Origin of the sequence: Psychrobacter sp. NPDC078631 (genome assembly GCF_050268165.1) — a bacterium.
GTDB lineage: Bacteria > Pseudomonadota > Gammaproteobacteria > Pseudomonadales > Moraxellaceae > Psychrobacter.
In genome coordinates this window covers 109,645-125,090 of sequence record NZ_JBNNGG010000002.1, presented here as the reverse complement: position 1 = coordinate 125,090, position 15,446 = coordinate 109,645, and the positions used below count along the sequence as shown (strand labels likewise).

Sequence of the window (15,446 nt, the reverse complement as noted above, 5' to 3'; positions counted from 1 at the left end):
ACTCTCTCAAAAAAAATTCACCCTCTACTGCAAATTTGTTGTACAGTAACATTAAGTTGCATTGTGATAAACAACAGCAACAACCGTACGGATGCGGGGCAGTCGGGTCAATCAGACCTATGTCGTCCAAGCACTCACTCAATCTTGCGATAAAAGGATGTATTTCATGACATACTCATTTTCCAAACCGTTGACTTTAGCTGCTGTTATGGCATTAGGCTTAGCGGGATGTAATAACAGCAGCCAGACCAGCACTGATGCGCCAGCAGATGATGCAGCGACGACAGAAACCACCACCAACGGTACGCTACAGAAAATCAAAGACTCTGGCACTATTGTCGTCGGTCACCGTGATTCCTCTATTCCTTTTTCTTATATCGCTGATGATCCTAACCAACCGATTGGCTATGCTCACGACTTGGAAATGAAAGTGGTTGAAGCCGTTAAGCAAAAGCTAAACATGCCAGACCTTAACGTTCGCTATAACCTAATCACTTCGCAAACTCGTATCCCATTGGTACAAAACGGCACGGTAGATTTTGAGTGTGGCTCAACCACCAATAACGAAGAACGTCAAAAGCAAGTCGCTTTCTCAAACGGTTTCTTTGAAATTGGTACGCGTCTATTGACCAAAAAAGACTCTGGTATTCAAGATTTTGAAGACCTAAAAGGCAAAACTCTGGTAACGACAGCAGGTACGACTTCAGAGCGTTATATTCGTCAGTACAACGATGATAATAAAATGGATACCAATATCATCTCAGCAAAAGATCATGGCGAAGGTTTCCTAATGCTAGAGAATGGTCGCGCTGATGCCTTTATGATGGATGATGTATTGCTCGCAGGCGAAAAAGCCAAAGCAAAAAATCCTGATGAATGGGTAATCGTCGGTACGCCGCAATCGTTTGAAATCTATGGCTGTATGATGCGCAAAGATGATCCTGAATTCAAAGCTGTGGTCGATGAAGCACTTGCTAATGTGTTTAGCTCAGGCGAAATCAATAGCATTTATGACAAGTGGTTCTTGAACCCAATCCCACCAAAGAACGTCAATCTAAACTTTGAGATGTCAGACAACTTAAAGGCCTTGATTGCCAATCCGCATGACAGCGCTCAGCCTAAAGAAGCAGCAGCGCAGTAACGCTCATTGTCCCTCAACATAGCTTGCCTATACGTTCAGATAGCCAGTAATTTTATTTGACGTATAGGCTTATCAATCGTTGCTCGGAGAGACAACCATGAATTATAGCTGGAACTGGGGTGTGCTCTTTGAGCAGACTGGTATTGGCAACGAGCTCTATATCCACTGGATGATCACTGGTCTTGGCTGGCTGCTATTGATTGGCAGTATCGCATGGGCCATTGCGATGGTCGTCGGTACCATCTTCGGTATCATGCGTACCTTGCCCAACAAGACCGCTCGTGCAATCGGTACGGCTTATGTGACATTTTTTCGTAATATCCCACTGCTTGTTCAACTGTTCTTTTGGTTTTATATCGCCCCTGGTTGGCTCACGCCGACGATACAAGAATGGTGGTATAAGGACTTATCTCCGAATACCTCAGCCATGTTATCAGCCAGTATTGGTTTGGGCTTATTTACTGCTGCTCGTATCGTTGAGCAGGTACGGACGGGTATTGAGTCATTACCAGATGGACAGATGAACGCGGCCTACGCGTTAGGGTTTAGCATTCCACAAGTCTATAAAGAAGTACTGCTACCGCAAGCATTTCGTATTATCTTGCCACCGCTCAGCTCTGAGTTAACCAACTGTTTCAAAAACGCTTCTGTGGCCTCGCTCGTGGGGGTAATGGAGCTGATTAGCCAAACCAAAACCATCAGCGAATACACTCAAAATAGTATCGAGATATATACTTACGCGACGATTATTTACTTGGTTTTCAATTTATCCTTGATCGCTATCATGGGATTGATTGAACGTAAATTGCGTGTGCCTGGGCTTATTGCGGGAGGTCAGAAATGAATATGACCGAATTGGCAACAGCCTATCCTGGTTTGATGGGTGGCATGCTTACCACCTTAAAAGTATTGTTCTTGGCTATTTTGGGTGGTATCAGTTTAGGAACTGTACTGGCATTGATGCGCTTGTCAGGTATCAAAGCGCTTGAAATTCCAGCCAAACTATACGTCAATTACTTTCGCTCTGTACCTTTGCTATTGGTATTACTGTGGTTCTACTTTGCCGTACCGATGATTTACCTTTGGGTAGCGGGTAAGTATCTGCAACTCGATGCGGCATTTGCCTCTTGTGTGGTCGCCTTTATGATGTTTGAGGCCGCTTATTTCTCAGAAGTGGTACGTGCTGGTATTCAATCGATTGGTAGCGGGCAGGTCAATGCTGCAAAAGCGCTCGGTATGACCTATGGGCAGACCATGCGTCTGGTCATCTTGCCACAAGCCTTTCGTAAGATGCTGCCACTGATTTTGCAACAATGTATTATTTTATTCCAAGATACGACACTGGTATTTGCCATTGGTTTGACCGACTTTTTCCGCGCAGCCTACGTTCGCGGTGAGCTAATGGGCTTACTCACGCCGTATATCTTAGGTGCTGGTGCTGTCTATTTTGTGATTAGCTTAAGTGCTTCTATTGGCGTGCAACAATTACAAAAGCGTTTGCGGTTTTAATATAGTTATTTTGATACGGCTTTCGCTTGTGAATATTAATAGCTTGAATTGAGTGTTTGATTTACCTTTTTTAAATAATGATTATCGAAAATAATGTGGTTAGGAGCCAGTGATGAGCAATGCTGATACGTACTTAAATGCCTTTGGCGGGCTGGTTACCAATAGTGGTCATGCTAGTGATGAGATGGTCATTGAGATATCTAATGTCAGCAAATGGTATGGAGACTTTCAAGTACTGACTGACTGTACGGCGCATGTACATAAAGGTGACGTCGTTGTCGTTTGTGGTCCATCGGGCAGTGGTAAATCAACTTTGATTAAGACAGTGAATGGACTTGAGCCTTTTCAAAAAGGTGACATCATGGTCAATGGTATCTCTGTCGGTGATCCAAAGACCAACTTGCCCAAGTTACGCAGCCGTGTCGGCATGGTGTTTCAGCATTTTGAGTTATTTCCACATTTGACTATTATTGATAATTTGACCGTGGCACAAATCAAAGTGTTGGGTCGTAAAGAGTCTGAGGCCAAACAAAAAGCGATGGCCTATCTCGACCGTGTTGGTCTGACAGTACAAGCGGCGAAATATCCAGCGGAGCTCTCTGGTGGTCAGCAGCAGCGTGTTGCGATTGCACGAGCGTTGGCCATGGATCCCGTCGCAATGCTATTTGATGAGCCAACCTCGGCGCTTGATCCTGAGATGATTCAAGAAGTGCTAGATGTGATGGTCGAGCTGACTCGTGATGGTATGACCATGATGTGTGTGACGCATGAGATGGGCTTTGCCAGTCAGGTAGCCAATCGTATTATCTTTATGGATGAAGGACATATCGTAGAAAACTGTAGTAAAGATGAGTTTTTTGAAGGCGCGAAAAGTGACCGTGCGCAGATGTTCTTATCGAAGATTTTAAATCATTAAATACACTTTGATTTACGATTGTTTATAGCAGTATTTCTAAGATAAAGACATGTTCTAAAGCTTACTTTTCTTTCTACTGCTAATGATTATACAAAGCGCCCTATTAAAGACAGTTAAACGCTATCTTTAATAGGGCGCTTTGTATTTAGCCTTTTTTGTATAGCTATTTGAAAAACGATTTAGAGCTTATGATGTTTACACACAAGGAATTTGAATAAGATAGCCTTGAGACTATAAAGCCGCTGAAAATAGAGCGGGAATAGTCGCCAGATTAGAGAAATCGCAAACGGCAAAGGCAAATGAAATGTCTCATCTGATTAATCAAACAAATTTGAAAAGATAGTAATCATAATATAGATAAATTTAATTTTATTTAACGTTATTAACTGAATTAGGATTGAATATGACGCTAAAACGAACCGTCGGCATACTACTGTTCAATGAAGTAGAAGTATTGGATTTTGCAGGACCTTTTGAGGTGTTTTCGTTGGCTGAAAATGCTACTCCTGCTAGTGATGATAAGTACTTTAAGGTTATCACTATTGCCGAGAACCAAGCTCCAATATCCGCTAGAAATGGTCTACAAGTCATTCCTGACTATAGTTTTGCCAATCATCCAGACATTGATGTCTTAATCGTCCCTGGTGGGTACGGTGCCGAAAAAACAGAAATATATAATAAGGTGGTAATTGATTGGATTATCACTCAAGCAAGTTTGGCAGAGCTGACGCTTTCAGTGTGTACGGGAGCATTGCTATTGGCTAAGGCAGGTTTGCTAGCTGGTAAGTCAGCAACTACGCACTGGATGGATTTGGATAATTTAGCATCCTATCCTGATATCGATGTGATCTCGCATACGCGTTTTGTAGATGCTAGTGATGATACTGGTAATATAATCACATCAGCGGGGATAAGTGCAGGCATCCATGCAAGTCTATACTGTATAGAAAAATTAATAGATAGTGAAACCATGCGTGCAACAGCACATCGCATGGAGTTCGATATTGACTAAGTGAATTGCTAGATAGGTGAGTGAATGGCTGTTTACTGATACAATAGCGGTCAATATTTTTGATAATTAAAATAATTCATAAACCATATTGGAGTTTGTATGAGCGTAGAAAATTCATCTGTAGCATCGAGCACAGCATCAAAAAAAGGTGTCGTTATTATTGGTGCAGGACTGGCAGGCTGGCATGTCATTGATGCCATTCGTGCCAAAGACACAGAGATTCCAATCACATTAATCACGGCTGATAGTGGCGACCGTTATCATAAGCCGATGTTGACGATGGCAATCAGCCAAAACAAACGAGCATCAGACTTAGTACGGGCATCTGGTAGCGAAGCGGCTAAGACAGCAGAAGTGACGTTGCTAGCCAATACGCAAGTGACAGATATCGATCCAGTGAGCCAAACTGTACAGGTGCGATCTACTGCGCAGTCAGATGACGCACTGACGACTATCGGCTATGAGAAAATGGTACTAGCGATGGGCGCGCATCCTATCTTCCCTAAAAGTCTGCCACAAGATTTGGTCTGGCATGTCAATCATATCGAGCGTTTTAGTCAGCTACAAGAAAAGCTAGCAACAGGTAGCCAGCACGTTGCGATCGTTGGTGCTGGTATGGTGGGTACAGAAATCGCAGAAGATCTGCTCAAGGCTGGCCATAAGGTAACGCTTATAGATTTAAACGATGCACCGCTTTCGCAGATGCTACCAGCAAAAGCAACCGCACGTATCGCCAAAGCAATCGAATCACAGGGCATTCAATTCTTAGGTGGTTATCAAGTATCAGCTGTCACTCGTGTTAATGACGATGACAATAATAATGACAGCGACGATGCTGAGAAGCTACAAGTGGACTATGCACCGTTATCATCGGATGCAGATAATACTGATACTCAGCCGCTCGAGCCATTGATTGTAGATCATGTGATTGCCAGTACAGGTCTGACAGTCGATGAGCAATTACCTGCGGCGGCTGGTGTGGAATTCGATCGCCGTACAGGTATCGTGGTGGATGCAGCGACGTTGCGTACCAATGCAGTGAATATCTATGCCATCGGCGACTGTATGTCTATCAACGGGGTTGCTTGTCGTTATGTTGCGCCATTACGCGCGCAGGCTGCGACTATCGCTGATGATATCTTAGGTCATGAACATAGTGGCTATGATCATAAACCACCAATGATTCGCCTAAAAAATAAAGCCATCTCTGTGATGGTAACGGGTGTACCGCAAGCAGCAGGTAATTGGCAAGTAAAGACTGAGAGTGATGATGAGCTAGTCATGGATTTGATCGATGATAATGAAGCCGTTAGCGCAACAGTAACGATCAAAGTGCCTACAGTTCCTAAGGCATAACGGTTGTGATACCGTTTTTTAAAAAATATTGGATTCTCATTTATAAGTGATGTCCTTTATTAGATGCTTTCCAGAGGACTTAGTTAAACGACAGTATTGATGATTGAGCCAGCCCATTCCTTATGATGCGGCTGGCTTTTTTATGTCAAATATTTGCCATGATTCTATGTTACCTTTTAATAAATAGAAAGGTAGACTATCTAATTAAATGATACATACTGTATTGATATTGTTGACAGGCTTTCATTGATGGCGTTATAGTAGCTGAATGCTATGTAAGACCTGCCCAAGGAAGAAGGTTTGCACGCAGGCTATTAATAAGTGCTATTTATAAATGATATAAAAAGTAAAACGAAAGGACTCGTTATGACTCAAACTCCTGATCTCGATTCGACTCGCGTTGACTTCGATACTATTTTAAACAACATTCCTAGTATCAATATGGGCGCACGCTCAGCCAATGCACCACTTACTCAAAGCTATGACAAAGGTCCTGATGTACCGCTGATTGAAGCGACAATCGGTGACTTTTTTGATGCTATTGTCTCCAAATATCCTGAGCGCGAAGCACTGGTCGTCCGCCATCAAAATATCCGCTGGACATATCGTGAGCTACAGCAGCAAGTGAATCAGCTAGCCAGTAGTATGATTGAGATGGGACTAGAGATTGGCGATCGTATCGGTATCTGGTCACACAACAATGCTGAATGGTTGCTCATGCAATTGGCCACGGCAAAAGTCGGCGTTATCCTCGTTAATATCAATCCTGCCTACCGTACTTTTGAGTTGCAATATGCCTTAAATAAACTGGGCTGCTCAGCGCTGGTACTAATGCGTCATTTCAAAACCAGTGACTATGCCAGTTTAATCCGTGAGCTATGTCCTGAGATTTACCACAAAGATTACACTCAGCTTAATTTGGTTGAGATTCCGACGATTGAACGTATCATTTGGATTGATGAGCCAGAGTCGGACGAGACCTTTGGTTTTATGCAAAAATTCTCTGCGTGGATGAGCGAGGGCGATGCTAACGATCCGCGTGTTGCCGAGCGTCAGGCGCAGCTTAAGAACACCGATGCCATCAATGTACAGTTCACCAGTGGTACGACAGGTACACCAAAAGGTGCAACCTTAAGCCATCGCAATATCTTAAATAATGGCTACTTCATCGGTGAGGCCATGAACCTTACTGAAGAGGATAGGCTGTGTATTCCAGTACCTTTGTATCATTGCTTTGGTATGGTACTTGGTAATTTAGCGATTCTCACGCATGGCGGCTGTATCGTATATCCAAACGACGGCTTTGAGCCATTGACCGTCTTACAGGCAGTCGAAGAAGAGAAGTGTACAGGTCTACACGGTGTGCCAACGATGTTTATCGCAGAGCTTGACCATCCTGAATTTGAAAACTTTGATCTGTCTACCTTACGTACGGGCATCATGGCTGGCTCTAGTTGTCCGATTGAGGTTATGCGCCGCGTCATCGATAAGATGCATATGAGCGAAGTCACTATTGCCTATGGCATGACAGAGACCAGTCCCGTATCTTGCCAGACCAATGAGCATACGCCACTTGATAAACAGGTATCAACCGTGGGATTGGTACAGCCTGCGCTTGAGGTGAAAGTCGTCGATACAGAAACAGGTGAAATTGTCCCGTTGGGTGAGACAGGTGAGCTGCTTACACGAGGCTATTCAGTGATGAAAGGCTATTGGGGCAGCCGCTTTAAAACGCGTGAGGCTATCCAAGATGGTTGGATGCATACGGGTGACTTGGCCACAATGGATGAAGACGGCTATGTCAAAATCGTCGGCCGTAGTAAAGACATGGTGATTCGCGGCGGCGAAAATATCTATCCAGTAGAAATTGAAAATTATCTCTATCGTCACCCAAAGATTCGTGATGTACAAATCGTAGGTATACCAGATGAGCGTTATGGTGAAGTACTTGCGGCGTGGATTATTCCGAAAGAGCCTGGTTGTTTAACTGAACAAGAAGTACGCGAGTTCTGTAGTGAGCATATCGCTCATTATAAAGTGCCGACTTACTATCGATTTGTAACTGAATATCCAATGACTATCACTGGTAAAATTCAAAAATATAAAATCATTGAGCAAATGAAAGAAGAGTTGGGTTTGTAGTAAGCTTACTTATCTGTTCTAAAAAACAAAAGACTAACCATATTCATTTCACTATAAAAGTATTACAGCGTTAACCTCGCTTGAAGTATCACACATACATCTGCACTCGGTTGCCTTGTACTACTTTTAAATTGAATCGACTATATGTGAGCAATGCTTAAAAATAGCAGTTAGTATCATTTATATAAAAAGCTACTCACATCTACGTATCTATCTATGTATAAGAAAAAAGGGATATCATGAGCGCTATCATAACCAGTAAACTGAGTCCAAACTCAAGCGATTTTCAGCAAAACAGTGCCGCGATGCAAGAGATAGTCGATGACCTGTATGTACACTTGCGTAAAGTTGCCCAAGGTGGCTCAGAGCGCGCACGAGCCAAGCATCTAGCGCGTGGTAAGCTGTTACCACGTGAGCGCGTCGAGCGCTTATTGGATGTAGGCACGCCGTTCTTAGAAGTGGCACCGATGGCTGCACATGATATGTATGGCGAAGAGATTCCGGCGGCTGGTGTGATTGCTGGTATCGGTCGTATCAATGGCATTGAGTGTATGATTGTCTGTAATGATGCCACGGTAAAAGGTGGCACGTACTACCCAATGACGGTCAAAAAGCATCTACGAGCACAAGAAATTGCGCAAGAAAACCATCTGCCATGTGTGTATCTGGTTGATTCAGGTGGTGCTAACTTACCGAACCAAGATGATGTGTTCCCGGATAAAGAACATTTCGGTCGTATCTTTTTTAATCAAGCCAATCTCAGTGCGGCAGGCATACCACAGATTTCTGTGGTTATGGGTAGCTGTACGGCTGGCGGTGCGTATGTGCCTGCCATGAGCGATGAATCTATTATTGTCAAAGAGCAAGGCACCATCTTTTTGGGTGGGCCGCCACTGGTCAAAGCCGCAACAGGTGAAGAGGTTACCGCAGAGGATTTGGGCGGTGGTGATGTGCATACCCGACTGTCAGGCGTGGTCGATCATTTAGCGCAAAACGACACTCATGCGTTATCAATCGCTCGTAATATCGTCAGTCATCTCAATCGTCCTACAAAAAACATTCCTAATCAAATTACACCACGTCCGCCACGTTATGATGCTAAAGAATTGTACGGTGTGATTCCAACGGACAAGCGCAAGCCATTTGATATCAGAGAAATCATCGCGCGTATTGTTGATGACAGTGCCTTTGATGAATTTAAAGTGCGCTTTGGTACGACGCTAGTGTGCGGGTTTGCCCATATCGAAGGGATGCCTGTTGGTATTATTGCTAACAACGGTATCTTGTTCAGTGAATCAGCGCAAAAAGGCACGCACTTCATTGAGCTGTGCTGTAAACGCAAAATCCCATTAGTATTTTTACAGAACATTACGGGCTTCATGGTTGGCCGCAAATACGAGAACGAAGGTATCGCTCGTCATGGCGCCAAAATGGTAATGGCTGTGGCTAATGCCAAAGTGCCAAAATTCACGGTCATTGTAGGTGGCTCGTTCGGCGCTGGTAACTATGGTATGTGTGGCCGCGCTTATAGCCCGCGTTTCTTATGGATGTGGCCAAATGCGCGTATCTCTGTCATGGGCGGCGAGCAAGCCGCCTCGGTACTGGCAACGGTCAAACGTGATAACTTTGATCGTAAAGGTGAGGCGTGGAGTGATGAAGACGAAGCCGCATTTAAGGCGCCGATTCGTGAGATGTATGAAGAGCAAGGTCATCCGTACTATGCTACCGCGCGCATGTGGGACGATGGCGTGATTGACCCTGCTGATACGCGCAATGTATTGGCGTTAGGATTAAGCGCTGCATATAACGCACCGATTGAAGAGACGACTTTTGGTGTCTTTAGAATGTAAGCATTCTAAGGTCTTCCCATAATAAGCGACTACGGCGTCAATCTCATTTGAAGTACGATTTGTACATCTACGTTTAGTCTTTGCACTTGGTTTTCTTGTATTAACATTATTATGGCTTGACCAAGAGTTTATTTAAGAATTTACATAAAAAATATAGAGAAAGTTATGCAAAAAGACAGTAATAAAAATTATAAAAGCCTATTGGTTAACGTCGAGCAGCACGTGGCGACAGTGACCTTAAATCGTCCTGAGATACGTAATGCTTTTAATGATGAAATGATTGCTGAGCTAACCGATGCGTTCAGTACGCTTGGTGCTGATGATGAGGTACGTGTCATTGTGCTAGCGGCTGCTGGTAAGGCATTTTGTGCAGGTGCTGACCTCAATTGGATGCGTGCCATGGCGGATTATAGCTATGAAGAGAATCTAGCGGATGCTGATAAATTGGCGCAAATGCTTAAGACTATTTATGAATGTCCTAAGCCAACAGTTGCGGCTATTCAAGGCGATGTTTATGCAGGAGGCATGGGTCTGGTCGCTGCTTGTGACGTAGCCATTGCGGTTAAAATTGCTAACTTTTGCCTCAGCGAAGTCCGTTTAGGGTTGGCACCTGCCACTATCAGTCCTTATGTTGTCCGAGCGCTAGGCGCTAGAGCATCGCAGCGTTATTTCTTAAGTGCTGAAGTATTTGATGCCAAAAAGGCACGTCAGCTTGGCTTTATCCATGAGCGTGTTAGCGAAGAGTGGCTGGCCGATGAAGTGGCTGCGTTCTGTAACAAGGTCGTCAAAAATAGCCCTGACGCGGTAAAAACCTGCAAACAGCTATTACATGATGTTGCTGGTACGCCTATTACAGATGAGCTGATTGCTGACACAGTCAAAGGTATCGCTGATATCCGCTCATCAGAGCAGGGTAAAGAGGGCGTGCAAGCCTTTTTGCAAAAGCGTAAACCTGATTGGCTAATGGCAGACTAACTAGTAGCAGAACAGTGATAGGCAAATGAGCAAATAGACAAGACGTCAAATAATAACGACAAGATACAGGGATAGTTATGTTTTCTAAAATTCTAATCGCCAACCGTGGTGAAATTGCTTGCCGAGTGGCCGCGACTGCTAAGCGTCTTGGCGTCAGTACCGTTGCTGTTTATTCCGATGCGGATCGTGAGGCCAAACATGTGGCTGTCTGTGATGAAGCGATTTATTTAGGTGGTTCGGCACCGAAAGACAGTTATCTAAAAGGCGATGCTATTATTGCGATAGCGCTTGAAACGGGCGCCCAAGCGATTCATCCAGGATATGGATTTTTGAGTGAGAACGCAGATTTTGCACAAGCCTGCCAAGATGCTGGTCTAGTATTTATCGGTCCATCGGCGGAAGCTATTCGTGCTATGGGCGGCAAGTCTGAGTCTAAGCGCTTGATGGAGTCGGCTGGCGTGCCGTTGATACCGGGATATCATGGTGACAATCAAGATGCACAGTTTTTGCAGCAGCAGGCAGATAGTATTGGCTATCCTGTCTTGATTAAAGCCAGTGCAGGTGGCGGCGGCAAAGGCATGCGTATCGTGGAGCAAAGCAGCGATTTTATTGATTTGTTAGACTCATGTCGCCGTGAAGCGATTACCAGTTTTGGCAATGATCAAGTATTGGTCGAAAAATACGCGCTAAAACCACGTCATATAGAAATCCAAGTATTTGGTGATACGCATGGTAATTATGTGCATCTGTTTGAGCGTGATTGCTCAGTACAGCGTCGCCATCAAAAAGTATTAGAGGAAGCGCCCGCACCGGGTGTTGATACTGCCATGCGTGAAGCGATGGGCACAGCGGCAATCGAAGCAGCACGTGCAGTTGATTACGTTGGTGCAGGTACGGTTGAATTCATCGTGGAGCAGCGCGAAGACTCTATGAATTTTTATTTCATGGAAATGAATACACGCTTGCAAGTTGAGCATCCCGTTAGTGAAGCGATTACTGGCGTCGATTTGGTCGAGTGGCAGCTGTTGGTTGCTGCAGGTCAGCCATTACCGAAAACGCAAGATGATTTGGCTATCAATGGTCATGCAATTGAGGCGCGTATCTGTGCCGAAAACCCTGACAACAATTTTTTGCCAGCGACAGGTACGTTGTTTACTTATCAAAAGCCTGAGCATAGTACCTTTAACATTACCGATGTGCGTATCGATGATGGCGTACGTGAGGGTGATGTGATCAGTCCTTTTTACGACTCCATGATTGCCAAGCTTATCGTCCATGCGCCTACGCGCGAGCAAGCGCTAGCGAGACTAGATCGTGCATTGGCACAGACGCGTATTGTGGGTCTGCCAAACAACGTGGCATTCTTACGTTATATTTTAAATACCGATTCATTTAGCAAAGCCAATCTCGATACGGCATTGATAGAGCGCGAGCAGGATAAGCTTTTTGACCAGCATCCGCTTGGATTATCAACCCTTGTGGTGACAGCTATTGCCCAGCAGCTTGCGAGCGAAGCGACCACGCAGGGCTCAGATCCATTTAGCAAGCTGACGGGTTTCCGTGCTTATAGCGACTATACCCGTTCATTTAGCTTGGTTTATGATGAGCAGGCTTATAGCGCTCGCATCAGTAATTGGCATAATGCGAGTTGTGCTGATAGCAAAAAGGGCGGCGATAATCTCAGTAGTTTTACGATCGTCATTGGTAAAGAAATCGCGAATACGCAGGATGATAGCAATATCAATGTGGCTGCTCAGACCGAAACGGTTTATGAAGGTCAGATCAGTTACGATAGCAGTGACGCGCACAATCATACCTTATGGTTAGATGGTGCACGTATCAGTGCCCAAAGCTGGGTAAATAACGAGACGGTCTACGTATTCACAGATAGCGGACGTGATGAAATTAGGCTTGTCGATGTGATGGCACATGTGGGTGAAGATACAGCAGCAGTTGGTAGCTTGAAATCGCCGATGCCAGGACAAGTGGTTGCATTCAAAGTAGCTGTTGGCGATACTGTGAAAAAAGGCGAACCACTTGCAGTTATCGAAGCTATGAAAATCGAACATACCATTACCGCACCAACAGATGGTGTGGTAGCAGAGCTATTATTTGCAGCAGGTGATTTGGTCGCTGATGGTGATGAGCTACTGCGCATCGATGCTGAAAGTTAATAAAGGCTGACAATTAGCAGCCGAGTAATAAAAAGGACGACAAGCATGAGCCACTCGTATCCAGACCATTCATATCCGAATCATGTCACCATCGTTGATGTCAGTCCACGTGATGGACTACAAAACGAATCCATGACGGTGCCGACTGAGGTTAAGCAAACGCTTATCAATGATTTAATTTCGGCGGGTGTTAAAAAATTGGAAGCGACCAGTTTTGTTTCGCCAAAGTGGGTACCACAAATGGGCGATAACAGCGCGTTGCTCGACGCGCTAGCGCCTATGCGGCAGACGGACGTTTGCTACTCGGTACTGGTACCCAATATGCGCGGATTTGAAAATGCTATTTTGCATCGCCCAGATGAAATCGTCATTTTCGGCTCAGCCAGCGAAACCTTTAGTCAAAAAAATATCAACTGTAGTATCGATGAGAGTATCGAGCGTTTTGCGCCAGTAGCTGCTGCGGCAAAAGCGCAAGGCATCAAAGTACGTGGCGTGATCTCTTGTACGGTTGGTTGTCCTTATGAAGGTGACATTGACCCAAGCCAAGTAGCGTATGTGACCAAGCGTTTGATTGAGATCGGTTCAGAGCAGATTGGCATTGCCGATACGATCGGTGTAGGTACGCCGCTCAAAGTACAACGAGCGTTGCAAGCTGCACTTGAGTATGCTGATATCTCTATGCTATCGGGTCATTTTCATGATACTTATGGCCAAGCGCTCAGCAATACTCTGGCTGCCTTACAAATGGGGGTGAGTGAGTTTGATACCTCCGTCGCTGGCTTGGGCGGTTGTCCTTATGCTAAAGGCGCAACGGGCAATGTCGCGACCGAAGATGTGGTGTATATGCTGCATGGCATGGGTATTAGCACAGGTATCGATTTGGAAAAATTGGTCGTGGCAGGCGAGCGTATCAGCGAGTTCTTAAAGCGTCCGAATGGCTCAAACGTAGCACGTGCTCTAATCAATAAGCGTCAGTCTTAAATAGTATAGTCAATCCACTGTGAAGGTATGACAGCGTTAACCTCGTTTGAAGTATTTGATATACAGCTACACTCGGTTGCCTTGCCATACTTTCATATTAAATGGACTATGACATCAAAGATAATATAGCTTTAAAAAACAGATTAAAATTCGAAAATTAAATATTTATATACAAGGAATGGTTATGAGTTTACCTGGATTGAACTTTCAGCTTGGCGAAGATATTGACGCCCTACGTGATGTCGTACAGCAGTTTGCAGCGAACGAGATCGCTCCACGTGCTGCTGAGATTGATAGCAGCGATGAGTTTCCCATGGATTTATGGCAAAAGATGGGTGACCTCGGTCTACATGGTATTACCGTTCCAGAAGAGTACGGCGGCTCCAACATGGGCTACGTTGCCCACATGGTCGCGATGGAAGAGATTAGCCGAGCTTCGGCATCGGTAGCGCTTAGCTATGGTGCGCACTCAAACCTATGTATTAACCAAATCAAACGTAACGGCTCTGAGGCACAAAAGCAGAAATATTTACCAAAACTAATCAGCGGTGAATTCATCGGTGCATTGGCAATGAGTGAGACAGGCGCTGGCTCAGACGTCGTTAGTATGAAGCTAAAAGCAGAAGAAAAAGACGGTAGCTATGTGTTGAACGGTAGCAAAATGTGGATTACCAATGGTCCTGATGCGGACGTGATGGTGGTCTATGCCAAGACTAATCCTGAGATGGGTGCAAAAGGCATGACGGCCTTTATCGTTGAAAAAGGTATGGAAGGTTTTGGTACCGCACAAAAGCTAGACAAGCTCGGCATGCGCGGTAGCCATACTGGCGAGATGACTTTTAATAATGTAAAAGTACCAAGCGAAAATATTTTAGGCGGTCTCAATGAGGGTGTTAAGGTATTGATGAGTGGCCTAGACTATGAGCGTGCCGTATTGGCCGCAGGTCCTATTGGTATCATGCAAGCAGTGATGGACAATGTTGTGCCTTATATTCACGATCGTAAACAGTTTGGTCAAGCGATCGGTGAGTTCCAGCTTATCCAAGGTAAAGTTGCGGACATGTATACAATACTGCAAGCCGGTCGTAGCTTCTTATATACTGTCGGGAAAAACCTCGATATGTTGGACGCGCGCGGTGCCGGTCATAGTCGAGAAGTGCGTAAAGATTGCGCCAGTGTAATTCTATGGTGTGCCGAAAAAGCGACGTGGATGGCAGGCGAGGGCATTCAAATATTTGGTGGTAATGGCTATACCAATGAGTATCCACTTGGTCGCTACTGGCGCGATGCCAAGCTGTATGAGATTGGCGCCGGTACCAGTGAAATCCGCCGTATGCTAGTTGGTCGTGAGCTGTTTAATGAGACCAAATAAGAAAGTATTGGGGCAATA

General features: G+C 44.8%; 12 protein-coding genes. All 12 read left to right on the top strand.

The window, feature by feature from the left end; translation table 11 throughout:
- Positions 1–166 precede the first annotated feature (166 nt).
- The 12 genes from ACQKCP_RS06625 (at position 167) to ACQKCP_RS06570 (ending at position 15,428) form a co-directional block, all read left to right on the top strand.
- Positions 167–1,141 carry a glutamate/aspartate ABC transporter substrate-binding protein gene (locus ACQKCP_RS06625; protein WP_180958124.1) on the top strand — a complete coding sequence of 325 codons (975 nt, stop codon included), beginning with the start codon at positions 167–169 and terminating at the stop codon, positions 1,139–1,141.
- Between the two features lie 97 nt (positions 1,142–1,238).
- Entirely contained in the window at positions 1,239–1,985 is a 747-nt protein-coding gene (locus ACQKCP_RS06620; protein WP_427611743.1) for an amino acid ABC transporter permease, read from the top strand.
- Positions 1,982–2,650: an ABC transporter permease subunit gene (locus ACQKCP_RS06615; protein WP_101205580.1), complete on the top strand. Its 669-nt coding sequence runs from the start codon at positions 1,982–1,984 to the stop codon at positions 2,648–2,650. Before ACQKCP_RS06620 ends, ACQKCP_RS06615 begins: the two co-directional genes overlap by 4 nt.
- Before the next feature lie 184 nt (positions 2,651–2,834).
- Positions 2,835–3,566 carry an amino acid ABC transporter ATP-binding protein gene (locus tag ACQKCP_RS06610; protein ID WP_057762314.1) on the top strand — a complete coding sequence of 244 codons (732 nt, stop codon included), beginning with the start codon at positions 2,835–2,837 and terminating at the stop codon, positions 3,564–3,566.
- Positions 3,567–3,969: 403 nt separating this feature from the next.
- Positions 3,970–4,578, top strand: coding sequence for a DJ-1/PfpI family protein (locus ACQKCP_RS06605; protein WP_427611742.1), 609 nt, complete (start codon positions 3,970–3,972; stop codon positions 4,576–4,578).
- Between the two features lie 99 nt (positions 4,579–4,677).
- The gene (locus ACQKCP_RS06600) at positions 4,678–5,934 is read left to right on the top strand and encodes an FAD-dependent oxidoreductase (protein WP_427611741.1); all 1,257 of its coding nucleotides are present in this window, start codon (positions 4,678–4,680) and stop codon (positions 5,932–5,934) included.
- Between the two features lie 366 nt (positions 5,935–6,300).
- The gene (locus tag ACQKCP_RS06595; RefSeq protein ID WP_427611740.1) at positions 6,301–8,076 is read left to right on the top strand and encodes an AMP-binding protein; all 1,776 of its coding nucleotides are present in this window, start codon (positions 6,301–6,303) and stop codon (positions 8,074–8,076) included.
- Positions 8,077–8,315: 239 nt separating this feature from the next.
- Positions 8,316–9,926, top strand: coding sequence for a carboxyl transferase domain-containing protein (locus tag ACQKCP_RS06590; protein ID WP_427611739.1), 1,611 nt, complete (start codon positions 8,316–8,318; stop codon positions 9,924–9,926).
- A 165-nt stretch (positions 9,927–10,091) separates the two neighbouring features.
- On the top strand, positions 10,092–10,901 hold the full coding sequence (locus tag ACQKCP_RS06585; RefSeq protein WP_427611738.1) for an enoyl-CoA hydratase/isomerase family protein: 810 nt from the start codon (positions 10,092–10,094) through the stop codon (positions 10,899–10,901).
- A 77-nt stretch (positions 10,902–10,978) separates the two neighbouring features.
- Positions 10,979–13,075, top strand: a complete 2,097-nt coding sequence (locus tag ACQKCP_RS06580; RefSeq protein ID WP_427611737.1) for an acetyl-CoA carboxylase biotin carboxylase subunit — start codon at positions 10,979–10,981, stop codon at positions 13,073–13,075.
- 45 nt (positions 13,076–13,120) lie between these two features.
- Positions 13,121–14,056: a hydroxymethylglutaryl-CoA lyase gene (locus ACQKCP_RS06575; protein WP_427611736.1), complete on the top strand. Its 936-nt coding sequence runs from the start codon at positions 13,121–13,123 to the stop codon at positions 14,054–14,056.
- Positions 14,057–14,240: 184 nt separating this feature from the next.
- A complete protein-coding gene (locus ACQKCP_RS06570) occupies positions 14,241–15,428 on the top strand; it encodes an isovaleryl-CoA dehydrogenase (protein WP_290175531.1) in 1,188 nt (395 codons plus the stop codon).
- The last annotated feature ends 18 nt before the right edge of the window (positions 15,429–15,446 follow it).